The sequence below is a fragment of the Pseudomonas putida genome (assembly GCF_030159595.1).
GTDB classification, from domain to species: Bacteria; Pseudomonadota; Gammaproteobacteria; order Pseudomonadales; family Pseudomonadaceae; genus Aquipseudomonas; species Aquipseudomonas putida_AC.
The window spans coordinates 351,860-375,094 of sequence record NZ_BSKJ01000002.1; the positions used below are offsets into that span (position 1 = coordinate 351,860).

At 63.8% G+C, this 23,235-nt stretch carries 19 protein-coding genes; 9 read left to right on the forward strand and 10 right to left on the reverse strand.

Translation table 11 applies throughout. The features are described 5' to 3' along the window. Positions 1 to 97 precede the first annotated feature (97 nt). The 4 genes from metF (at position 98) to QQL85_RS05940 (ending at position 5,087) form a co-directional block, all read left to right on the forward strand. The gene (metF, locus tag QQL85_RS05925; RefSeq protein WP_284353210.1) at positions 98 to 943 is read left to right on the forward strand and encodes a methylenetetrahydrofolate reductase [NAD(P)H]; all 846 of its coding nucleotides are present in this window, start codon (positions 98 to 100) and stop codon (positions 941 to 943) included. 93 nt (positions 944 to 1,036) lie between these two features. Further along, a complete protein-coding gene (locus QQL85_RS05930; protein WP_284353209.1) occupies positions 1,037 to 2,113 on the forward strand; it encodes a hypothetical protein in 1,077 nt (358 codons plus the stop codon). A gap of 65 nt (positions 2,114 to 2,178) precedes the next feature. Beyond that, complete coding sequence (locus QQL85_RS05935) at positions 2,179 to 2,967, forward strand: substrate-binding periplasmic protein (RefSeq protein WP_284353208.1); 789 nt, start codon at positions 2,179 to 2,181, stop codon at positions 2,965 to 2,967. A gap of 218 nt (positions 2,968 to 3,185) precedes the next feature. After that, positions 3,186 to 5,087: a DEAD/DEAH box helicase gene (locus QQL85_RS05940; protein WP_284353207.1), complete on the forward strand. Its 1,902-nt coding sequence runs from the start codon at positions 3,186 to 3,188 to the stop codon at positions 5,085 to 5,087. A 52-nt stretch (positions 5,088 to 5,139) separates the two neighbouring features. Here QQL85_RS05940 and QQL85_RS05945 read toward each other — a convergent pair whose 3' ends face one another. The 3 genes from QQL85_RS05945 to QQL85_RS05955 form a co-directional block, all read right to left on the reverse strand. Further along, positions 5,140 to 5,718 carry a YceI family protein gene (locus tag QQL85_RS05945; protein ID WP_284353206.1) on the reverse strand — a complete coding sequence of 193 codons (579 nt, stop codon included), beginning with the start codon at positions 5,716 to 5,718 and terminating at the stop codon, positions 5,140 to 5,142. Positions 5,719 to 5,752: 34 nt separating this feature from the next. Then, entirely contained in the window at positions 5,753 to 6,304 is a 552-nt protein-coding gene (locus tag QQL85_RS05950; RefSeq protein ID WP_284353205.1) for a cytochrome b, read from the reverse strand. A 190-nt stretch (positions 6,305 to 6,494) separates the two neighbouring features. Then, positions 6,495 to 8,357 carry a flavin monoamine oxidase family protein gene (locus QQL85_RS05955; protein ID WP_284353204.1) on the reverse strand — a complete coding sequence of 621 codons (1,863 nt, stop codon included), beginning with the start codon at positions 8,355 to 8,357 and terminating at the stop codon, positions 6,495 to 6,497. Positions 8,358 to 8,569: 212 nt separating this feature from the next. Between QQL85_RS05955 and QQL85_RS05960 the strand changes: the two genes are divergently transcribed. From QQL85_RS05960 to QQL85_RS05970, 3 genes are all read left to right on the forward strand, one after another. Continuing rightward, positions 8,570 to 9,061, forward strand: a complete 492-nt coding sequence (locus QQL85_RS05960; protein ID WP_284353203.1) for a hypothetical protein — start codon at positions 8,570 to 8,572, stop codon at positions 9,059 to 9,061. A gap of 79 nt (positions 9,062 to 9,140) precedes the next feature. Continuing rightward, positions 9,141 to 10,547, forward strand: coding sequence for an adenosylmethionine--8-amino-7-oxononanoate transaminase (locus QQL85_RS05965; RefSeq protein WP_284353202.1), 1,407 nt, complete (start codon positions 9,141 to 9,143; stop codon positions 10,545 to 10,547). An 86-nt stretch (positions 10,548 to 10,633) separates the two neighbouring features. Further along, positions 10,634 to 11,353 carry a 16S rRNA (uracil(1498)-N(3))-methyltransferase gene (locus QQL85_RS05970; RefSeq protein ID WP_284353201.1) on the forward strand — a complete coding sequence of 240 codons (720 nt, stop codon included), beginning with the start codon at positions 10,634 to 10,636 and terminating at the stop codon, positions 11,351 to 11,353. Here QQL85_RS05970 and trhA read toward each other — a convergent pair whose 3' ends face one another. The 7 genes from trhA to QQL85_RS06005 form a co-directional block, all read right to left on the reverse strand. Continuing rightward, complete coding sequence (trhA, locus tag QQL85_RS05975) at positions 11,354 to 11,971, reverse strand: PAQR family membrane homeostasis protein TrhA (protein WP_284353200.1); 618 nt, start codon at positions 11,969 to 11,971, stop codon at positions 11,354 to 11,356. It abuts the gene before it with no gap. A 157-nt stretch (positions 11,972 to 12,128) separates the two neighbouring features. Next, entirely contained in the window at positions 12,129 to 12,602 is a 474-nt protein-coding gene (locus tag QQL85_RS05980) for a chemotaxis protein CheW (RefSeq protein ID WP_284353199.1), read from the reverse strand. Then, a complete protein-coding gene (locus QQL85_RS05985) occupies positions 12,595 to 17,538 on the reverse strand; it encodes a hybrid sensor histidine kinase/response regulator (protein ID WP_284353198.1) in 4,944 nt (1,647 codons plus the stop codon). Before QQL85_RS05985 ends, QQL85_RS05980 begins: the two co-directional genes overlap by 8 nt. 9 nt (positions 17,539 to 17,547) lie before the next feature. After that, a complete protein-coding gene (locus QQL85_RS05990) occupies positions 17,548 to 19,587 on the reverse strand; it encodes a methyl-accepting chemotaxis protein (RefSeq protein ID WP_284353463.1) in 2,040 nt (679 codons plus the stop codon). Positions 19,588 to 19,634: 47 nt separating this feature from the next. Continuing rightward, positions 19,635 to 20,189 carry a chemotaxis protein CheW gene (locus tag QQL85_RS05995; protein ID WP_284353197.1) on the reverse strand — a complete coding sequence of 185 codons (555 nt, stop codon included), beginning with the start codon at positions 20,187 to 20,189 and terminating at the stop codon, positions 19,635 to 19,637. After that, positions 20,186 to 20,551 carry a twitching motility response regulator PilH gene (pilH, locus tag QQL85_RS06000; protein ID WP_016712413.1) on the reverse strand — a complete coding sequence of 122 codons (366 nt, stop codon included), beginning with the start codon at positions 20,549 to 20,551 and terminating at the stop codon, positions 20,186 to 20,188. Before pilH ends, QQL85_RS05995 begins: the two co-directional genes overlap by 4 nt. A 47-nt stretch (positions 20,552 to 20,598) precedes the next feature. Further along, positions 20,599 to 21,000: a response regulator gene (locus tag QQL85_RS06005; RefSeq protein ID WP_284353196.1), complete on the reverse strand. Its 402-nt coding sequence runs from the start codon at positions 20,998 to 21,000 to the stop codon at positions 20,599 to 20,601. 153 nt (positions 21,001 to 21,153) lie between these two features. Between QQL85_RS06005 and gshB the strand changes: the two genes are divergently transcribed. Together gshB and QQL85_RS06015 are read left to right on the forward strand one after the other, a co-directional pair. Next, a complete protein-coding gene (gshB, locus tag QQL85_RS06010; protein WP_284353195.1) occupies positions 21,154 to 22,107 on the forward strand; it encodes a glutathione synthase in 954 nt (317 codons plus the stop codon). A 91-nt stretch (positions 22,108 to 22,198) separates the two neighbouring features. Then, positions 22,199 to 23,104: an energy transducer TonB gene (locus QQL85_RS06015; protein WP_284353194.1), complete on the forward strand. Its 906-nt coding sequence runs from the start codon at positions 22,199 to 22,201 to the stop codon at positions 23,102 to 23,104. The last annotated feature ends 131 nt before the right edge of the window (positions 23,105 to 23,235 follow it).

Sequence of the window (23,235 nt, forward strand, 5' to 3'; positions counted from 1 at the left end):
CAACGCTTCGCAACGATGCCCAAGCCAGGCCGGCCCACACCGTCCTGGCTTTTACTTGCAGCCTGCCGTTTGAAGCAGGCTGCTTGAGGAACGAGTAATGTCACAAGAACGCCGCTACAGCTTCGAGTTCTTCCCGACCAAGACAGACGCAGGCCACGAAAAGCTGATGGGCGTCGCCCGCCAGCTGGCCACCTACAACCCGGACTTCTTCTCCTGCACCTACGGTGCCGGTGGCTCGACCCGCGACCGCACGCTGAACACCGTGCTGCAGCTGGAAAGCGAAGTGAAGGTGCCTGCCGCGCCGCACCTGTCGTGCGTGGGCGACACCAAGGCCGACCTGCGTGCGCTGCTGGCCGAGTACAAGGCCGCCGGCATCAAGCGCATCGTCGCCCTGCGTGGCGACCTGCCTTCGGGCATGGGCATGGCCAGTGGCGAGCTGCGCTATGCCAGCGACCTGGTCGAGTTCATCCGCCAGGAAACCGCTGATCACTTCCACCTGGAAGTGGCCGCCTACCCGGAAATGCACCCGCAGGCGCGCAACTTCGAGGCTGACCTGGCCAACTTCGTGCACAAGGTCAAGGCCGGTGCCGACAGCGCCATCACCCAGTACTTCTTCAACGCCGACAGCTACTTCTACTTCGTCGAGCGCGCACAGAAGCTGGGCGTGGACATCCCGGTGGTGCCTGGCATCATGCCAATCACCAACTACAGCAAATTGGCACGTTTCTCCGACGCCTGTGGCGCCGAGATCCCGCGCTGGATCCGCAAGCAGCTTGAAGCCTATGCCGACGATACCGCCAGCATCCAGGCCTTCGGCGAAGAAGTGATCACCCGCATGTGCGAACAGCTGCTGCAAGGCGGCGCACCGGGCCTGCACTTCTACACCCTGAACCAGGCCGAACCGAGCCTGGCGATCTGGAATAACCTCAAGCTGCCGCGCTGAAATCTTTTGGCAAAGTCTGCTTAAGAAATGATTAAGGCTTTGGTCATAGACTAAAGCCTTATTCATTTACGGGTTACACAGGTCTCGCCTGCCATGCAGCATCCCCAGCCATCGCGCCCACAGCTTGTCTACCTGGCTTTTGGCCCGGCAACCTACCATCAGGAAGCCTGCTTCAGCATCGTCAGTGCCCTTGCCCATCTCGGCACGGCAGCAGGCGATGCCATGGACATCCAGGTGTACACCGACAACTCGCAGCCCTATGCCAAACTGCCCGTCACCGTCCACTTGCTGGACGAAGCCACGCGCCAGGCATGGAACGCGCCTCACGGTTACCACTTTCGCAGCAAACATGTGCTGTTGCGCCAGGTGCTGCAACAACACCCGCTGGCAGTGCTGATCGACACCGACACCTTTTTCCGCACATCGCCGCTGCAACTGTTCGCCCGTGTGGCCACAGGCAAGCTGCTGTGCAATGCCATCGGCCCGCGCTACGGCGCGAACCAGAAGTGCCTGCTGTACAAGAACCTGCTGACCCTCTTGCAAGCCCGGGGCCTGGCCGACTGCCAGATGCCATTGATCAACTCCGGGGTGATCGGCCTCACAGCCGAGGACGCCAGCACACTGGACCGTTCCATCGCCATGATGGACGAGTTCTACCCCCTCGCCCGCGAGGCCTACACCCTTGAAGAGTTCTGTCTGGCGGTGGCGGCCTACCGCCAGCTGGAGCTGGTCGAGTGCACCGATGTCATTCACCATTACTGGAGCCGCAAGGCGCAATTCCGCGCCAAGATCCAGGCTTGGCTGCGCAAGCATGGCCACGACCCGCTGAGCCAACCGGCGCTGGCTGACGTCAAGCTGGTCAACGACCAGCTACCCCGGCCACCAGCCCTGCACCGCCTGGGCTACAAGGCGTTGAGCCTGACCCTGCCCAGCCACGAGCGTCAGTTCGCCCGCGAGCTCCTGTATGGCTGCTACCCCTACCCCAATGAATTCGACCGCGCCTGCGCGCCGGCCTGGTGGGACAAGGCCCTGGAAAACCTCAACGCCCGCTGCGGCCAGATGCAGCCCGAGCAACTGCGCCAGTGCTTGCGCCACCCGGGGCTGCGACTGTCGCTGGGTGAGCGGCGCAAGGAAATCGAGGCACATCTGCTGAGGTCATCTCACACTTGAGTGGGCCGGCACAGGAGAACACCCCCCCACTGGCCTAGAACAGGCCGAGCGCGTAATCTCCGGCCATGCCACTCGTCGCCCGCCTGTTCTGCATCCTGCTGCTCGCCTGCCTGAGCCCGTTGGCCTTGGGCGAGCGCTTGCGCCTGGTGTCCGATGACTGGGCACCCTATATCTACCAGCACAATGGCCAGCCCCGCGGTATCGACTACGAAGTGACCAGCGAAGTGTTCAAACGCCTCGGCGTCGAGGTGGAATGGCAGTTCCTTCCATGGAAGCGCTGTCTGGCAATGATCGAGCAGGGCCTGGCCGACGGCATTCTGGACATCTTTCAGAACGAAGCCCGGCACCCCTATCTGGTTTACGCCCCCGAGCCTTTGTCGCAGGTCGAGTTCGTGTTGTTCCAGGCCCGCGCACGTCGCCATCCTGTGACCGGGCTAGACGACCTCGCTGGCCTCACCGTCGGCACCTCGCCCGGCTATGCCTATGGTGCCGCGTTCAACGAGGCCACACAGTTTCGCCGGGAAGCCGCACCAACCCAGGAAGCCAACTTCGGCAAGCTGCTGCTGGGCCGTATCGACCTGGCGATCACCGACCGCAAGGTTGGCCATTACCTGCTCCGGCAGTTAGGCCTGGAACAGCAGGTCGAGGAACTGCCGCTGTTGATCAACCACCAGGCCCAGTACCTGGGGCTGGTACGCAAACCCGGGCGTGAGGCACTGGCACTGGCCTTTGCCGAAGAGCTGCAGCGTTTCAAGCAGGAACCGGCCTTTGCCGCCATCAGCCACCGCTACACAGGCGACATCGGAAACATTCTCAACGCCGTTGAGCAGCAGGAAAGCAGCACAGCGCGATAGCTCTGTTATACTCGGGCCTTCCCGCCCGGCTCACGCCCGGACGCTCGGCCTCGCAACAGGCATCCCGATCGGCACCGACGCCCCTTCGCGTCCACGCTCCGTTTCCCGGATGTGCAGTGAAAGCCCAGCTGGACCGGACGCGATCGCATCCCATCGATGCCCGTCGCGCCAGGCAGAACATCCCAACGGGCCCAGCCCACACGAGAACAGGATCGCCCATGTCCTTTGCTTCCCTCGGTCTCTCCGAGGCTCTTGTCCGCGCTATCGAGGCTGCGGGCTATACCCAGCCGACTCCCGTGCAACAGCGGGCCATTCCCGCCGTGTTGCAAGGCCGCGACCTGATGGTTGCCGCACAGACAGGTACGGGTAAAACCGGCGGCTTCGCCCTGCCGATTCTCGAGCGCCTGTTCCCGGCCGGCCACCCCGACAAGTCGCAGCGTCACGGCCCGCGCCAGCCACGCGTACTGGTCCTGACCCCGACCCGCGAACTGGCAGCCCAGGTGCATGACAGCTTCAAGGTGTATGCCCGCGACCTGCCACTGGTCAGCGCCTGTATCTTCGGCGGCGTTGGCATGAACCCGCAGATCCAGGCGATTGCCAAAGGCGTTGACGTGCTGGTTGCCTGCCCGGGCCGCCTGCTCGACCTGGCTGGCCAAGGCAAGGTCGACTTGGCCCATGTGGAAATCCTGGTGCTCGACGAAGCCGACCGCATGCTCGACATGGGCTTCATCCACGACGTCAAGAAGGTACTGGCCCGCCTGCCGGCCAAGCGCCAGAACCTGCTGTTCTCGGCCACGTTCTCCAAGGACATCACCGACCTCGCCGACAAGCTTCTGCATAACCCGGAGCGTATCGAGGTCACCCCGCCGAATACCACCGTCGAACGTATCGAGCAGCGCGTCTACCGCCTGCCCGCCAGCCACAAGCGTGCGCTGTTGGCACACCTGATCACCTTGGGTGCCTGGGAACAGGTATTGGTGTTCACCCGTACCAAGCACGGCGCCAACCGCCTGGCCGAGTACCTGGAAAAGCAGGGTCTGACCGCCGCCGCGATTCACGGCAACAAGAGCCAGAACGCCCGCACCAAGGCCCTGGCCGACTTCAAGGCCAACAGCGTTCGCGTACTGGTCGCCACCGACATCGCCGCTCGCGGCCTGGACATCGACCAGTTGCCCCATGTGGTCAACTTCGAGCTGCCGAATGTCGAGGAAGACTACGTTCACCGCATTGGCCGTACCGGCCGCGCCGGTCGTTCGGGCGAGGCCATTTCGCTGGTCGCACCGGATGAAGAGAAGCTGCTCAAGAGCATCGAACGGGTCACCCGGCAGAAGATCGCGGACGGCGACCTGATGGGCTTTGATGCCAGCCAGGTGGAAGCCGAGAAACCCGAGGTACGCGAGCGCCCGCAGAACAACGGCCGTGGTGGTCGCAACCAGCAGGCCCGTGGCGAAGGCGGCAAAGACACCAACGGTGGCCGCAAGGACAAAGGCAAGGATAAAGGCAAGGCCAAGCCGCAGGCTGCAGACAAGACGGCTGATAAAGAAAAGAGCGGCGACAAGCAACAGCAGCAGCGTAAACCGCGTGACAACAAACCGCGCCAGCAACAGCAGCAGGCCAGCAACAACAGCGTGCCTAAAGCACAGGCTAACCGCGACCCGGAAGAGTTCCTGGACGACGACGTCGACAACTTCGGTAACCGCGCCGACTACGTCAGCCCGTACCAGGGCAAGAACCAGGGCCGCAATCGTCGCCCTGGTGCTGGTGCAGGCCAAGGTCAGGGCCAAGGCAACGGCCAACGCAGCAATGCCGGTGGCCAGGGCCAGGCCCGCAATGGCGGCCAGCAGCGCAGTGGTAGCGGCGGCGGCGAAAAACGCCCGCCTCGCGCCAACAACGGTGGCGGTGCACGTCGTGATGGCGGCGGCGCTGGCCGTGGCCGCCCGGCCCGCGAAGATGCGTCCCGGCAGGAACCGGCCGTGCGTAACCCACGCCAGCCGGAAAAACAGCCGGTGATCATCCGCAAGGAATCCAAGCTCGACCGTTACCCGACGCCTGAGCAGCTGGATGACGTGCCGAGCCGCCCACGCGGTGAGCGTCCGGCGCTGCTGACGCGTAAAGGCTGAGAAAACGAAAACGCCGCCCAATGGGCGGCGTTTTCTATTGCCTAGGCAATGCTTACTTCTGCTTCACACCTTCCACACTGATATCCAGGTCCAGGGTCTGCGACGTCGGGCCTGGGCCTTTGATGCCGAAGTCGTTCAGGTTCAAGGTGGTGGTGGCGTTGAAACCAGCGCGCTCACCGCCCCATGGGTCCTTGCCTTCACCGTTGAAGGTAGCCTTGAAGGTGACCGGCTTGGTCACGCCGTGCATGGTCAGATCACCGGTCACGTCAGCAGTCTTGGCGCCAGTCGACTTGACGGAGGTAGAGACGAACTTGGCTTCAGGGTACTTCTTCACGTCGAGGAAGTCAGCGCTGGCGATGTGCTTGTCACGCTCGGCGTGGTTGGACGTCAGGCTGGCGGTTTTCAGGTCGACGCTGATCTTGCTGGCTTCAGGCTTGGCGCTGTCCCAGCTGAAGTTGCCGTCGAAGTCCTTGAAGGTACCGTGGATGAAGCTGTAGCCCAGGTGGCTGATTTTCCAGTCGACGAACGCGTGCTGGCCTTCCTTGTCGATCTTGTACTCGGCAGCCATGGCCTGGCCGGCGGAAAGCAGAGCGGTACCGAGCGCCAGAGCGGCAAAAGTCTTTTTCAACATCCTTATATCCTTCCTATGCAATTGAGGTTGAGAGTCAAGCTTTGCGGCCCAACATGCGGGTCAGGGTCGCGTCACGGTCGATGAAATGGTGCTTGAGTGCTGCCAGGGCATGCAATACAGCAAAAATTACCAGGCCCCAGGCCAGCCACAGATGAATCACACCCGCCACGTCTGCCTGGTCGGGCAGGTCGCTGATCAGTGCCGGCACTTCGAACAGGCCGAATACCGGAATACCGACGCCGTCGGCGGTGGAAATCAGGTAACCGGCTGCCATAACCGCAAACAGTCCAAGGTACAGGGCCAAGTGGCCCAGCTTGGCCGCCAGGCGGGTGAATGCGCCATGGTTGGCCGGTGCCGGTGGTGGCGGGCTGAGGAAACGCCAGACTACGCGTAGCAGCATCACCGCCAACAACACCAGGCCGATGCTTTTGTGCAGGTCCGGGCCGGCCTTGCGCCATGGACTGTAGTAGTCGAGGCCGACCATCCATAGGCCCAGGCCGAACAGGCCGAAAACTGCCAGCGCCACGCCCCAGTGCAGGACGATGCTGACCACGCCGTAGCGAGAAGGTGAATTGCGCAGTTGCATGTTGGCGTGTTCCCCGTGAAAGCTGTGCACAGACTAACGCGTAACGTATCGAAGAAAAGCGGAAAAAATTGCTTCGGATTATCGAGAAATCCGATATGTATTGTGTAAGCTTCCCATTAAGGAAACATTAACGATAGTCGGGGAATTCGGGGTTGCCAGTACCGGCCCTATCGCCGGCACTGCCAACAAATCAACCAGCCTTGGCCTGGGAATTGGCTACAGGTTTCTTGGTCGGCTCGGACTTGGCTGTCGCCTTCTTGGTTTCGGCAGGCTTATGCGCTGGCTTGTGCGCGGGCGCAGGCTTGGCCGGGACGGCCTTGGTTGCCGCAGGCTTGGCAGCCGCTTCCTTGACCACAGGCGCCGGTGCTACCAGGGCCGGTGCGGCTTGTGGAGCAGGTGCCGGTGCCGGCGCCACTTCCTCGGCCTTGGCGATTGGCTCAGCCTTCACCTCTGGCGTTTCAGCCCCGCCAAACAGGCGCTTGAAGAAGCCTGGCTTGTCCTGCTTGGCCTCTTCGACCTTCTTCGGCTCGGCTTTGACGGGTGCCTTGTCAGCCTTGTCGCCCTTGTCGGACGAACCACCGAACAGGTTGGAGAAGAACCCGCCCTTGCTCTCCTTGGCAGCCACCGCACCGGCTGCTGCTGCCGCAACCGGCGCCGCCTTGGCCGGGTCGAACGACTTGCCGGCCAACAGGTCCTGCACTTGGCTGGCCGCACGCTGGCCACTGCGCAGGGCGCCTTCCAAAGTGCCTGGGTACAGGGCATCAGTGTGTTCACCGGCAAAGGTGATGCGCTGCACCGGGCGCTCCCACAGGCGCCAGTACTTACTGATCTGACCTGGGCCATAGGCCAGGTAGGCACCACCGGTGCTGGCGTCAACACTGTAACGCTTGACCTCGTAACCGGTGAACGCACCACGCGCCTGCGGGTAAAACGCATGCAGGCGGATCAGCACCTGATCGACCATCTGCTTGTCGCCGAACGCCTGCAGCAGGCGGGCGTTGTCGCCGGACAGGTTGATCACCACGTTGGCGCCGCCCTTGAGCGCCGGCTCGATCCACAGCATGCCGAGGCCGGCGTTACTGAAGATTTCGCCCGACATGCGTGCGCGGCTTTCCCACACTGGCTTCTTGAACTTGAGCATCAGCTGGTCGCGCCAGCCATAGTTGGTGCCTTTGAGCGCCGCCAGGTGCTGGTTGTCCAGGCCTGGGGTCATCTGGATCTTGGCCAAGGCACGCAGGGGCACAGCCATGACCAGGTAGTCGGCCTGGTAGCCGACACTGCCGACTTTTACCGTTACACCATCCTTGTCCTGGACGATGGCGGTGACCGGCGAGCTGGTCTTGATGGTTTTCAGCTGCTTGACGAAGGCCTGAGCCAGCACCGGGCTGCCGCCTGGCAAACGCGCGGCCCGCAGGTCGCGGTCGCTGACGCCGCGGTACACGCGGTTCTGCTGCGCGAAATAGAGCAGCGACAGGCGCGACGGCTCATCGTAGCGCGTACGGATCTGCTGGTTGACCAACTGACGGGCGGTGGCCGGCAGTTGCAGTTTGTCGAGCCAGGTGGAGACGTTGATCTGGTCGAGGGCGAACAGCGTGCTGGTGGCCTGCGGGTTCAGCGGGTCATCGATCGAACGGGCCAGGTCATCGAGGGTTTTCTCGTAACGCTTGAGCGCTTCGGCGGTAGCAGGTTGTTTGGTGGCCAGGTCGGTGGCGCTGAAGTACTCGCCGTCGATCAGGTAACCGGGGGTGCGTACGAACTCTGGCGCAGGCAGTGTTTCAAGCTTGAAACGGTCAAGGTACTGGTTGAGCACCGGCTGCGCCTTGGCGTTGCCGATCCATTCGCTGGTGGCCAGGCCAGAACGCCCGCCCATGCCCGATTTGGCCTCCAGCAGGGTTACCTGCCAGCCTTTGTTCTGCAACTCGTAGGCTGCCGTCAGGCCCGCCAGGCCGCCACCTACCACGATTGCCGAGGGTGTCTTGTCCTTTGCCAGCGCGGCGCCGCTGGACACACCAATCAATACCAACGCGCACAGGCGCACCCAAGCAGCAGCCATGTCGGCGAACTCCGAGTCAGAGGTTACAGAAACGGGGAGAGGCAGGAATGCCCCGAGAGAGATGCGTTAAGAATACGTCACCTCCGCTAACCCCGCCAGCACAGTGACATCAAGTGCTTTTGGCAACTGACATTTTTGCCAGTAGCCATGTCACACGGCCGCACGCGATGCTGGGCGAAGATGGCCAGACGCCCCGCCAGGAGGGCACGCACATGATCTTCGAGGAGCATTTCCAACATGTAGAACGGCAGTTTCTGTGGCACAAGCAGACACTTCATATGGCCTCCGGCCTGAGCATCCGCTCCAACAGCACGTCGTGGACCGGCTTTCATGAAGCATTCAAGGGCGAAGACGGTACCGAACTGGTCATCGGTGAGCACAGCGACGTGGAAATCACCTTCGCCCAGGAAGTCGAGTGCCTGCGGCTGGAATACTATGTGGTCAGCGACTTTCTCTGTGACGAACTGCACATGCTGTTCGATGCCGAGAATCATGACTACGACCTGGTTGCACCGGCTCCGCGCAATTTCTACTGGCTCACCCTTGAAGGCTGCGGCTCGCGTGACCTGCGCCCAGGCCCCATCGCCACGCACCCTTACCATCAAGTGATCGACGGGCCCTTCCGACGCCTGACCATCTCCACCTCTCAAGCCGGCACCGTGCACATCCGGCGCCTCGAATGGAGCGGCACCCACCGCCATTGAACGCCAGCGGTTGTCCTGCCCTGCGGCATTGCTTAGGCTTACGCGGTCGAACCACGCCGCAAAGCCAGGAGAAGTGCCCATGGGCCTCAATGATCAGTGGATGCAACGTGACCTCAAGGTCTTGTGGCACCCCTGCACCCAGATGAAAGACCACGAGCAGCTGCCGCTGATCCCCATCAAGCGCGGCGAAGGCGTGTGGCTGGAGGACTTCGAAGGCAAGCGCTACCTGGATGCCGTGAGCAGCTGGTGGGTCAATGTGTTCGGCCACTCCAACCCGCGCATCAACCAGCGTATCAAGGACCAGGTCGACCAGCTGGAACATGTGATCCTGGCCGGTTTCAGCCACCAGCCGGTAATCGAGCTGTCCGAGCGCCTGGTAGCCATGACCCCGGCCGGGCTCGACCGGGTGTTCTATGCCGATAACGGCTCGTCGTGCATCGAAGTGGCGCTGAAGATGAGCTTCCATTACTGGCAGAACGTCGGTAAGCCAGATAAGAAACGCTTCGTTACCCTGACCAACAGCTATCACGGCGAAACCATCGCCGCCATGTCGGTGGGTGATGTGCCGCTGTTCACCGAGACCTACAAGGCGTTGCTGCTGGACACCCTCAAGGTGCCCAGCCCCGACTGCTACCTGCGCCCAGAAGGCATGAGCTGGGAAGAACATTCGCGCAACATGTTCGCCGCCATGGAGCAGACCTTGGCGGAGCACCACGCCTCGATCAGCGCCGTGATCGTCGAGCCGCTGATCCAGGGTGCCGGCGGTATGCGCATGTACCACCCGGTGTACCTCAAGCTGCTGCGCGAGGCCTGCGACCGCTACGACGTGCACCTGATCCATGACGAGATCGCCGTAGGCTTCGGCCGCACCGGCACGATGTTCGCCTGCGAACAGGCCGGCATCCGCCCCGACTTCCTGTGCCTGTCCAAGGCCCTGACCGGTGGTTACCTGCCGTTGGCCGCCTGCCTGACCACCGACAAGGTGTACCAGGCGTTCTATGACGACTACCCGACCCTGCGCGCGTTCCTCCACTCGCACAGCTACACCGGTAACCCGCTGGCTTGCGCTGCAGCGCTGGCGACCCTGGACATCTTCGAGCAGGACAACGTGATCGAGGCCAACAAGGCCCTGGCCACGCGCATGGCCACTGCCACTGCGCACTTGGCCGATCATGCGCACGTTGCCGAAATTCGCCAGACCGGTATGGCCCTGGCCATCGAGATGGTCCAGGACAAGGCCGGCAAGGTGGCCTACCCCTGGCAGGAGCGACGCGGCCTGAAGGTGTTCGAACACGCCCTGACTCGCGGCGCCCTGCTGCGCCCGCTGGGCAGCGTGGTGTACTTCCTGCCGCCGTATGTGATCACCCCGGAGCAGATCGACTTCCTGGCCGAGGTGGCCAGCGAAGGCATCGATATTGCCACCCGCGACAGCGTCAGTGTTGCCGTACCGGCCAACTTCCACCCCGACTTCCGCGACCCGGGCTAGGCCCGAAAGCCCGCCGCCGAACCCTGTGGAAGCGGGTTTACCCGCTCCCACAGGGTCACATGATCCCTTTTCGTCCGAGCTGAACCATGAGACTGTCCCGCTTCTTCATCGACGCCCCCCTGAGCCTTGGCGAGCACGACTTGCCCGAGGCCCAGGCACACTACATCGGCCGCGTACTGCGCATGGCCCCCGGCGACGCCGTACAGCTGTTCGACGGCAGCGGCCAGGAATACCTCGGCCAGTTGCTTGAAGTGGGCAAGAAAACCGTCCGCGTCAGCCTCGACCGGGCCCTGCCCGGCCAGGCCGACTCGCCACTGCATGTGCACCTCGGCCAGGGCCTGTCCCGGGGCGAGCGCATGGACTGGGCGATCCAGAAAGCCACCGAGCTTGGCGCCAATGAAATCACCCCGATCGTCAGCGAACGCTGCGAAGTACGCCTGAAAGACGAACGCGCCGACAAGCGCCTGGCCCACTGGCGCCAGGTGGCGATCAGCGCCTGCGAGCAATGCGGCCGCTCTACCTTGCCGGTCATCCACCCACCCGTGACCTTGGCCGAATGGCTGGGTAGCACCAAGGCTGACCTGAAACTGGTGCTGCACCCGGTGGCCGAGCCGCTCACCAGCCACGACAAACCCGCGACCCTGGCATTTCTGATTGGCCCGGAAGGCGGCCTGAGCGAAGCCGAAGTCGAGCAGGCCAACGCGTCTGGCTTCCACGCCGCCCGCCTCGGTCCACGCGTGCTGCGCACCGAAACCGCGCCAGTGGTGGCGCTGTCGGTAGCACAGCAACTGTGGGGCGACTTATAACTAGCGCACATAAAACGAGACCGCCACGAAGTGCAGCAGGCTGCCGGCAATCACGAACAGGTGCCAGATGCCGTGCGCGTGGCGCAATCGGCTGTCGAGGGCGAAGAAGATGATGCCCACGGTGTAGAACACGCCGCCAGCCGCCAGCCAGGCAAAGCCGGCGCTACCGAGTGACTGCACCAGCGGCTTGACCGCCACCAGCACGATCCAGCCCATCACGGCATAGATGATGATCGACACAATCCGCGCTTCTGAGCGCGGCTTGATCTCTTGCAGCATGCCGATCACCGCCAGCCCCCAGACCACACCGAACAGGCTCCAGCCCCAGGGACCGCGCAGGCTGACCAGGCAGAATGGTGTGTAGCTGCCGGCAATCAGCAGGTAGATCGACAGGTGATCGAGCTTGCGCATGATCACCTTCGCCCGCCCGCGGGTGCTGTGGTAGAGGGTCGAGATGCTGTAGAGCAACAGCAGGGTACTGCCGTAGATAGAGAAACTGACGATCTTCCAGGGATCACCCTGCAGGCCTGCGACCACGATCAGCCAGATGGCACCGATACAGGCCAGGACAGCGCCGACCAGGTGGGTCCAGGCGTTGAAGCGTTCACCGTAATACATGCAAACACAGACCTCCTGAGGTGGGCTGGGTTCCTGCTGTGATGCTGATGGCCCTTTCGCGGGCAAGCCCGCTCCCACAGGTAATGCACACGCTCAAGGTCAGTGGTGCACCTGTGGGAGCGGGCTTGCCCGCGAAGAGGCCCGCACAGGCATCATCCTACCCAAGCTCAGGTTGCAGTTGCGCGTCACGCACCAGCCTTTCCAGCCCGGCCAGGTCCGGCACCCTCGCCACCTGCTCGCCCACCTGCACCGCCGCCAGTTCCAGGCGCCCCAGCGCCACATCCACATAATTCAGCTGGCTGTCGAGCTTGCAAGAGCGCGGTATGTCCTGCAGCAACACCGCCAAATAACGCAGGCCGGTATCGCCCAAGGCGTTGAGCACGACAACCCGCGCCCGCTCGCCGCACGGCGTCTCGCCGCCACACGCTGCCTCGAACCCGATCAGCGGCAGGCTTTGCTGGCGCCAGTCGATCCAGCCCAAATGCCAGGCCGGCTCACCGCGCTGGCACACCAGATTACGCTGGCCGCTCAGCTCGGCTACCGCCACGTTCGGCAACACCAGGGTGCGGTCACCCAAGGGCAGCAACAGCCCGGTCAGGCTGCTGCGCTGTCCGGCGATCAGTTCAAGCATGGGGCTGGCTCCAGTGGGCGATACTCTGCAACAGCAGCGACTCCTGATACGGCTTGCCCAGGTATTCGTTGACGCCGATGGCCATGGCACGGTCGCGATGCTTCTGCCCGGTACGCGAAGTGATCATGATGATCGGCAGGTCTTTGAGCCGTTCGTCACGGCGAATGCGTGTGGCCACCTCGAAACCGTCCATGCGTGGCATTTCGATATCCAGCAACAGTACGTCGGGGCGGTGTTCTTCCAGCAAGGCCATGGCATCGACCCCATCCTTGGCCGTCAGCACGCTCATGCCATGGCGCTCCAGCAAGCGGCTGGTGACCTTGCGCACAGTCACCGAATCGTCCACCACCATCACCAATAATGCGCGGCGCGGCGCCGGGCCGAGCAACTGGCGCTGAGAGCCTCCACCAGGCAAGCGGGCCAGGCGCCGCTGCTGGCCGCGCAGTTGGCCAAGCAGGTCGAGAATCAACACTACCCGGCCATCGCCCAGCAGCGTCGCCCCCGACAGCCCTGCAACCGCAGCAAACTGCGGCCCTAGGCTCTTCACCACAATCTCGCGGCTGGGCGACAGGCTGTCGGCCTGAATGGCGAACGATTGCTCCTTGGCATGCACCAGCAGCACCGGCAACGGCACGCTCTGCCCCAGCAGTGCAGGGCGTGGCAGGCCTTGCAGCAACTCGCCCAGGTAGCGCAGTTCGTATTCGTGGCCAGCATAGACATAGCGTGGCGTATCGAGTTGATAACACGCCGCCAGCTCTGCCGGCGGCACGCGGACGATGCCCTCGATGGTATTGAGCGGAATGGCGTACTGCTCTTCGCCCAGGTGCACCATCAGCGCACGGTTGATCGATACGGTGAACGGCAGGCGTATCAGAAAGCGTGCACCCTTGCCCTGGGCCGACTCGATGCTCATCGAGCCCCCCAGTTGCTTGACCTCTTCGTGCACTACGTCCATGCCCAGGCCGCGCCCGGAAATCTGGGTGATTTTCTCGGCGGTGGAAAAGCCCGGGCGCAGAATGAACTGCAGGATCTCGTGATCACTCAAGTGTGCCTGCGGGTCCAGCAAGCCGCGCTTGATGGCCTTGCGCCGCACCGCCTCAAGCGGAACGCCAGCGCCATCGTCGGTCATCTCGATAACGATATCGGCGCCTTCGTGCAGCAAGTTCAGGTGGATGGTGCCCTGCTCCGGCTTGCCCGCAGCCAAGCGCGCCTCGCGGCTTTCCAGACCATGGTCGACGGCATTGCGCAACATGTGCTCCAGCGGCGCCACCATGCGTTCGAGTACGCTGCGGTCCAGTTCGCCTTCGGCGTTGCCGACCACCAGTTCCACTTGCTTGCCCAGTTCGCTGGCCACTTGCCGTACCACACGCTGCAAGCGCGGCACCAGGCGTTCGAACGGCACCATCAAGGTCGCGGTCAGGCCCTCTTGCAGCTGGCTGTTCACCCGCGCCTGCTGCTGCAATAGGCTGTAGGCTTCCTGGGCGCGCTGGGCCAGGGTTTCCTTCAGGTCGAGCAAGTCCGAGGCAGACTCGAACAAGGCCCGCGAAAGCTGCTGCAGCTGTGAATGGCGGTCCATTTCCAGCGGGTCGAAGTCGTCATAAGCATCGCCTTCGAACTGCTGGCGGCTGGAGATTCGCCCTTGGGTCTCGATGTCCAGGCGCAGCAGCTGGTCGCGCATGCGCTCAAGGGTGGTTTCCATCTCGTTGAGGGTGAACTGTGCATCGTTGACTTGCTGCTCGATGCGCCCCCGGATGATCGAGTGCTCGCCCGCCAGGTTGCCCAGGTCGTCGAGCAACTCGGCATCGACCTTGACCATATCGCCTGGCGCCCGCTCTGGCGCTGCCGCCGGTACCTCGCTGGCAGCGGCTTCGAGCGGCCCCTGCCCGGCAGCACTGTCGGTAAGGGCCGCGCTGCTGAAGTTGCGGATGTAGTCGATCAGTGCCGTGGCAGCATGCAGCGGCTGCCCCAGGCGCACCGCGTCGAGCATGTGTGCCAGGCGGTCGTGGCAGTTCTGCAACAGCGCGAACAAAGGCGCGCTCGGCGGCAAGCGGCCGGCAGCCAGCAGTTCGTACAAAAACTCCAGTTCGTGGGCCAAGTCACCGATCGGGGCAATTTCGACCATGCGCGCCACACCCTTGAGGGTGTGCAGGTCGCGCATCAGGTTGTCCACCTCGACGCTGTTGCGTGGCTCGGCCTGCCAGCGCGCCAGCGCTGCGGCGGCGCTTTCGACGATGTCCGAGCTTTCTTCCAGGAACACTTCCAGCAGTTCTTCACCAGGGCTTTCCGGCTCTTCAGGCTGCGGCTCGCCCCCTTCTGGCAGCACAGGGCCATGCGACAGCCCCAGGGTATCCGTCAGGTCCATGTCCGGGTGCAATGGTGTGACCGAGTCGATACCCACCAGGCCGGTGGCATCGGGTGCCAAGGCCTGGTCCAGCAGGTTTCGCAGACCGTCGACAGTGTCTGGCCGTGGAGCGATGTCCTGCCCAGCCGCCACTTCATCGAGCATGTCCAGCAGGGCTTCATGGGCGCGCCGCGCGTGGGCGAAGAAGCGTGCATTGGCAGGCAAGCTGCCCTCTTCAATGGCGCCATACAGGTCCAGCAGGGCCTCGCACACGTCATCCATCTGCCAAAGGTCGGCAAGGTGCGCGGCGTGGCCCAGGGTAGTCAACTGGTCGAGCAGGGTATCCAGTGCATCACGTTGGCCGGGCTGTTGCTGCCAGCGCGACAGCAACGACTCGGCATCAAGCAGGATGTCCATGGCCTGGGCCAGGAAGCTGGCGACCAACTGTGGGTCGCGCTTGCCGCGCCGGACATGCTGCGGGTCGTCATGCAAGCTGGCCAGGCGAGCGTCCACTGCCTGCCCAACCTGTTCGATCAGTTCCCCAGCGCCGGGGATGGCGGCCAGCGGCGTGCTGTCGAGTTGTGCCAGGCCCAGATGGAACAGCGAGCGTGCGGCTTCCAGCCATTCGATCTCGGCCATTTGCAAAGGCAGTTGGTGGCCCTTGTATTCACGGGCCAGGCGGTCGAAGGCGGTGGCCAGCTCGGCGACCGGCATCACCCCGGCCATGGCGGCACTGCCCTTGAGCGTGTGCAGCGCACGCTGCAGGCCATCGCTGACCGGCGTGTCGTGGCCGTCGGCGCCCTGCAGGAAAATAGCGAGGCTGGCCAAGTGGCCCTGCGCCTCGCTGCGGAAGATATCCAGCAACTGCGGATCAAGGCCATCAATCTCGGTAGCTGCCGGTGCATCGTTTTCAGCCAAGGCATGCAGGTGCCCGGCCAGCTGTTCGATTTCGGTCAGTTGCGGCAACTGGCCGGCAGCAAAGTCAGCCAGCAAATCAGGCAGGTGGACAAACACCTGCTGCAGGGCCACCACGCCTTCCGGGCTCAGCACGCTGCGGCCCTCCAGCACCCGGTTCAGCAGATGCTCGGCGCCCCAGGCCAGTTCGGCCACCGCCTCGGCGTGCACCATGCGGCCGCTGCCCTTGAGCGTATGCAGCGCACGGCGCACCTCCCCCAGTGCTGCGCGCTGCTGGTTGTCGGCACGCCAGCGCAGCCAGTGCCGCTCGATGTCTGGCAGCAACTCGCCGGCTTCATCGAGAAACACCTCGCGCAGCTCGTCATCGATGCCATCGTCACTGCCGTCCAGTCCTGCACGGGTGTCGGCCTGGGCACAGTACACGCCCAGCGCCGCCAGGCTTGCACGGGCCATGTCGATGAACGGCTGGGCATCCGCCAGTGGGTCGGCCACCCGCCATTGCAGGTAGCATTCGGCAGCACTCATGGCCTCCCCCAGGTGGGCCAGCTCATCAGCAGGCGGCTCCACGTCCAGGTGCTGCAACCAGCGCAGTACATAGTTGGCGCAGCCGGCAAACAGCTCGGCCACGGCAGGCAGCATCAACATGGCCAATGCCCCGCGAACCTGCTGCAACAGCCCCGGCAAGGGTTGCAGGCGTTGGCGCGGCCAGTCGGACTCCAGGTAGTCGCCGATCAGGTCCTTGGCCTGCTGCAACACGTTCAGCGATTCGTTCAGCACCAGCTGGCGTATCTCGGCCAGGTCCGAGCCTGGCAGCCCGCCCTGCCCGTTTTCTTCCAGTGGGCCGACCATGCCGTTCAGAGAAGCCTCCACATACAGCAAGGCGCCCGCCACATCCATCAGTACCGCGTCGTCCACCACGCGCTCGCCCTGAGCCAGGGCCTGCAACGCCAGCACCTGGTCGATAATCACCCGCCTCGGTTGCTGGAAACCCAGCACGGCCAGGGTGTCGGCCACATGGCGCAACGGCGCCAGCAGGGCATCAAGCTGCTCGCTGTGTTGGCGGTCGCTGCGCACGAACTGGTCCAGGCGTTCCTTGATGCGCATCAGGTCGTCGCACAGTGCGGTCACCACCGAGCGCAGCGCATCGCGGCCCGGCCCGGCCTGCAACTGTTCGCGCCAGTTGCCCAGCGACAGGTCGAGGTTGGCCAGGTCGTCGGAACCGGCAAAGCGCTGCGCAGCACCGCTGATCAGGCTGGCCTGGGCCAGCGGCTCGATGCCTCGGCAGGCACGCAGTTGGTTGAGCAGCGGCAGCATCACCAAGGGCAGGTCGTGGCGGGCACCGCGCAAGCGTTCGAGGTACGAGGGCAATTGCTCCAGGCCACGAAACAATGCGCCCAGGCAATCACCGCGTGGGCTCACCTGGCCGTCGGCCAAGGCCTTGGCGAACAGTTCCAGCTCTTCGGCCAGGCGCGTTGCCCCGCGTAATTCGAGCATGCGCAGGCAACCGTGCACCTGGTGCAGGTTGTCGACCACGAAGGCCAGCATCGAGAGGTCGCCCGGCTCGCCGGCAAAACGCTCCAGCGCCTGGCGCGCCTGGCCCAGGCAATCGAGGATGGCCGCCTTGGTCCAGGCCAGCGCCACCGTGTCATGGCGCTCGGGGCTTACAGCAGCAGAAGCCATGGGTACTCCTCAGCGCGGCGCATCAGTTGGGCTTTGCGCAGGCGGCGGCAGGGTGAAACCGGACACCGAACGGCGCATCTCGCTGGCCATGCGGGCCAGGTGGCGGATGCTGTCGGCGGTGGCGCCTGAGCCGGCGGAGGTTTGCGCGGTAATCTGCTGGATCACCGCCATGGTGTGGGAAATCTGCCCGGCCGACGAGGTCTGCAACTGGGCAGCGTCAGAGATACTGTGGATAAGATCGGCGAGGTTCTGCGATACCCCTTCGATCTCGGCCAGCGCCACGCCGGCATCCTGGGCCAGGCGAGCGCCGCGCACCACTTCGGCGGTGGTCTGCTCCATGGAGATTACCGCCTCGTTGGTGTCGGCCTGGATGGTACGCACCAGCGCCTCGATCTGCCGGGTGGCCGACGACGAACGTTCGGCCAGGCGCTGCACCTCGTCGGCGACCACGGCAAAACCACGGCCGGCCTCACCGGCCAGCGAGGCCTGGATCGCCGCGTTGAGGGCAAGGATGTTGGTCTGGTCCGCAATGTCATCGATCAGGCTGACGATGTCGCCGATTTCCTGGGAAGACTCACCCAGGCGCTTGATCCGCTTGGCGGTGTCCTGGATCTGCTCGCGAATGTTGTCCATGCCATTGATGGTGTTGTGCACCACCTCGTTGCCCTTATTGGCGATGGCCACCGAGCGCTCGGCCACCTTGGCCGATTCGTAGGCATGCGCCGAGACCCGGTCGATCGACTCGACCATATCGCCAACCGCCTCCGACGCCTCGCTGATCTGCGCGGCCTGGTGCTCGGAGGCCTTGGCCAGCTGGCGCGCGGTGTTTTGCGTGTCCTGCACGGCAGCGGCGACCTGGACGGCGCTGTGGTTGATGGTGGCCACAAGGTCGCGCAGCTGGTCTACGGAATAATTGATCGAATCGGCAATGGCGCCAGTGAAGTCTTCGGTCACCGAGACGGTCACGGTCAGGTCGCCATCGGCCAGCTCTTCGATTTCGTCGAGCAGGCGCATGATCGCCTGCTGGTTGCGTTCGTTCTTTTCCGCCGTTTCACGCAGCTGGCGGTTGGTGGTACGCACCATGACCAGGCCGATGAGGATGATCGAAGCGAGTGCCAGCAGGCCCAGGGCATAGCCGCCAACGGTATCGAGGGTACGCCCGCCGGCCAGGTTCTCGAAACCGTTGGCCAGGTGCGACGCCTCGTCCAGCAGGGTTTGCGACAGGCTGAAGATGTTGCCGGCAGCCTCGCGGACCCGGAACAGTTCGGGCGAGGTTTCGAGGATTTCATCAACCGAACCCGCAACGAACTGGAACAGTTCGGCAATTTCGGCAAGCCGCGCGCGGGCGTCGGCATCCTCGACGCGCGTGACCTGAATGGCCGAGTTGCCACTGAGCATGCCCTCCAGCACCTGACCAAAGCGCCCGGCATCGCGGCCAAAGGCATCAGCCGCCTGGGCTGCGGTATCGTCACCGGCCAGCACGGTGTTGACCGAGCCGAGGATGCGCTCGGCCAGCAACAGTTGGCGCTGCGCTACCGCCACCTGGTTGGCCGGGGCGCCACTTTGCAGCAGGATCTCGACCACTTTTTCGTATTCCACCTGCAACTGTGGCACGGTCTCGGCCAACGTCGCCGCCACCTGGTGCAGCGACAGCACGGTCTGTTCGCTGGCCAGGATGGTGTCGGTGTTCTTGCGCAGGTTTTCCCAGTCGCGGCGTACCGCTTCCATCTCGTCACGCACCGTAGGCGGCGCAGCGGGCAACCCGGTGGCCTTGTCACCCTGGCGCAGGTAGCCCCAGCGCCGCTCGAAATCGTTGCGTGCATCCGACAGCAGCTTGAAAGCCAAGGCCTTGCCGGCGGCAGCTTCAGTGGCGTTCTTGGCAATGCGTTGCGAGAGCACGCGCAGTTCGCCGGCATGGCCGATGTACTGCTTGTCGTAGTTGGACTGGGTGTTCAGGTAGGCAAAATTGGCGAACAGCAGGATGATCGACAGGATCAGAATCAGGAACAGCACAGTGATCTGCGCGATGCTGCGGGTACGTGGGGTCACGGTGGTGGCTGTGACGGGGGCGGCAGGCTTGTTCACGTTCGCAGGTCCTATAACGCCACATCAAGAAAGCCCGGCGCCTGGGCCAGGGCGAAGGGGCTGAAGATTGCCCAGTTGCGTTCACGCGGGAAGTGCCCCTGCACGAAGCGTGCAGCGGCGCGGATCAATGGCTGCGGCGGCGACAGCTGCAGGCTGTCGAGGGCAAAGTGTTGCAGGCCAAGTACCTCGTCCACCAGCAAGCCGACGAACAGGTCGTCGTGGTCCAGCACCAGCACCCGCCGTTGCTTGCCCGGGGCGACGTGACCCAGGCCGAAGAAGCTGCTCAGGTCCATCACCGGCAACAGCCGGCCACGCAGGTTGGCGACCCCGCACACCCACGGTTGCACACCCGGGACGCGGCTGCTGCGCGGTTCGCGCAATACTTCGGCCACTTCGCCCATGGGCGCGACGAACCACTGCCCGGCGATGCGAAAGCCGATACCGCTCCACTGTTGCAGGCGGTTGTCCTGCGGGGGCTGGTCAGCGACCAGCAGGCGGCAGCGCCGGTCGATATCCAGCAACAACTCGAAGGCGGTCAGCGACGCGCCCTGCGGGCGGGTGGTCAAGCCCCCAGCACTTCTTTGAGCTTGGCGATCAGTGCATCCTCTTCCACCGGTTTGGTCAGGAAGTCACGGGCGCCCTGGCGCGTGGCCCAGATGCGGTCGGTTTCCTGGTCCTTGGTGGTGACCACGATCACGGGGATGGCGGCGGTTTCCGGGTCCTTGCTGAGCTGGCGGGTAGCCTGAAAGCCGTTCATGCCGGGCATGACGATGTCCATCAGCACCGCATCGGGCTTGTCCTGCCGGGCCAGGGCCACACCGTCGGCACCGTTGCTGGCCTTGAGCACCTGGTAGCCGTGCTTTTCCAGCCATTCGGTCAATCGGTACATCTCTGTCGGCGAGTCGTCGACAATCAGAACTCGGGCCATGCTGTTTCCCCATCAGGAAAGTAAGACCGTGCCATGGCGGGGCGCGGTCAGGGTGCGGGTTGTTGGGTTGCGGCAAAACCGGGCACATGGGCGCGGATCGCGTCGAGCAGCTCTTCCTTGCTGAATGGCTTGGTCAGGAACTGATCAGAGCCGACCACCCGCCCGCGGGCCTTGTCGAACAGGCCGTCGCGCGACGACAGCAGGATCACCGGGGTGTCCTTGAAAGCACTGTTGTGCTTGATCACGGCGCAGGTCTGGTAACCGTCCAGGCGCGGCATCAGCACATCGACGAAGATGATGCTGGGCTGATGGTCGACGATCTTGGCCAGGGCATCGAAGCCATCGCTGGCGGTGATCACCTCGCAGCCCGCTTCACCGAGCAACATCTGTGCGGTGCGGCGGATCGTGCGGGAGTCGTCGATCACCATCACCTTCAGGGGTTGTTCCATAGACGCCTACCAATGGAAATTAGCTGCACTTTTAGCACACTCCGGGTGGCCATTCCATCTGCGCCGCCCCTTGACCGGCGGCGTTCGCGGCGCCACCCTGAGCCACTTTTCTTTCGATCCATCGCGGCCACCTGCCGCCAAGAGGAACCACCCATGAGCGTTCGCCTCGGCATTGTCATGGACCCCATCGCGTCCATCTCCTACAAGAAGGACAGCTCGCTGGCCATGCTGCTGGCCGCCCAGGCGCGCGGCTGGAGCCTGTTCTACATGGAACAGCAAGACCTGTACCAGGGCGAAAACAAGGCCCGCGCCCGCATGCGCCCGCTGAAGGTGTTTGCCGACCCGGCTCGCTGGTTCGAGCTGGGCGACGAACAGGACAGTCCCCTGGCCGAACTGGACGTGATCCTGATGCGCAAGGATCCACCGTTCGACATGGAGTTCGTCTATAGCACTTATTTGCTGGAGCAGGCCGAGAATGACGGCGTGCTGGTGGTCAACCGCCCGCAGAGCCTGCGCGACTGCAACGAGAAGATGTTCGCCACGTTGTTCCCGCAGTGCACCACGCCCACCCTGGTCAGCCGTCGGCCAGACATCATTCGCGAATTCGCGGCCAAGCACGCCGACGTGATCCTCAAGCCGCTGGACGGCATGGGCGGTACGTCGATCTTCCGTCACCGGGCTGGCGACCCCAACCTGTCGGTGATCCTGGAAACCCTGACCGCACTGGGCACCCAGCAGATCATGGCCCAGGCTTACCTGCCGGCGATCAAGGACGGCGACAAACGCATCCTGATGATCGATGGCGAGCCGGTGGACTACTGCCTGGCGCGTATCCCGGCCAGCGGCGAAACGCGTGGCAACCTTGCCGCCGGCGGCCGTGGCGAGGCCCGCCCATTGACCGACCGCGACCGCTGGATCGCCGCCCAGGTTGGCCCGACCCTGCGCGAAAAGGGCCTGCTGTTCGTGGGCCTGGACGTGATCGGCGACTACCTCACCGAAATCAACGTCACCAGCCCTACCTGCATCCGCGAGATCGATGCCGCCTACAACACCGATATCGGTGGCAAGCTGATGGATGCCATTGATCGCAAGCTGAAGGCGCGCTGACAGCCAACGCGAAGCAAACGCGTAGAGTGGGGTATGATGCCGGTCCTATTCGACTGAGCTGCTGCCCCGCCCTGCGGTTGCTGGATACCTGATGACGCTGCCCGCTGACATCCCCGCCGACCTGCTGCCTCCCCGTGTTCGCCCGGTGGACCGGCTTGGCTTTACCCTGTTCCTGGCTGCCCTGGTGCACCTGGCGCTGATTCTTGGCGTCGGCTTCAGCGTGGTCAAACCTGCCGAAATCCGCCACACCATGGACATCACCCTGGCCACCTTCAAGAGCGAGAAAGCGCCCGAGAAGGCCGATTTCCAGGCTCAGGAAAACCAGCAGGGCAGCGGCACGCTGGACAAGAAAGCGGTGCCCACCACCACCGAGCTGGCACCCTTCCAGGACAGCAAGATCAACAAGATCACCCCGCCGCCTGCCGCCAGGCCCGAGGTGGTCCCCCCCCCTACCCCGCAGAAATCGGCGGTAGTGACGACTGCGCCCAAGCCGCAGAAAGTCGAACCCAAGCCCAAGGAAAGCAAGGCACAGCCCAAGCCGGCCGCGCCAGCGCCAGACTTCGACAGCTCACAGCTGTCCAGCCAGATCGCCAGCCTGGAGGCAGAGCTGTCCAACGAACAGCAGATGTACGCCAAGCGCCCGCGCATCCACCGCCTGAACGCCGCCTCGACCATGCGCGACAAGGGCGCCTGGTACAAGGAAGAATGGCGCAAGAAGGTCGAGCGGGTAGGCAACCTGAACTACCCCGACGAAGCACGTCGGCAACAGATTTACGGCAATTTGCGGATGATGGTGTCGATCAACCGCGATGGTTCGTTGTATGAGGTGCTGGTGCTGGAATCGTCCGGACAGCCGGTGCTGGACCAGGCGGCACAACGCATCGTGAGGCTGGCGGCGCCGTTTGCGCCGTTTACCGGGGACTTGGCCGAGTTTGACCGATTGGAGATCATTCGGACCTGGCGCTTTGCGCGTGGCGACCGTTTGTCCAGTAACTGATTTATTGGCAGTACCGGCCCTTTCGCGGGCAAGCCCGCTCCCACAGGATCTTCATCGACGCCAAGTCCTGAGGGGTACCTGTGGGAGCGGGCTTGCCCGCGAAGAGGCCAGCACAAACGACACAAATCCGC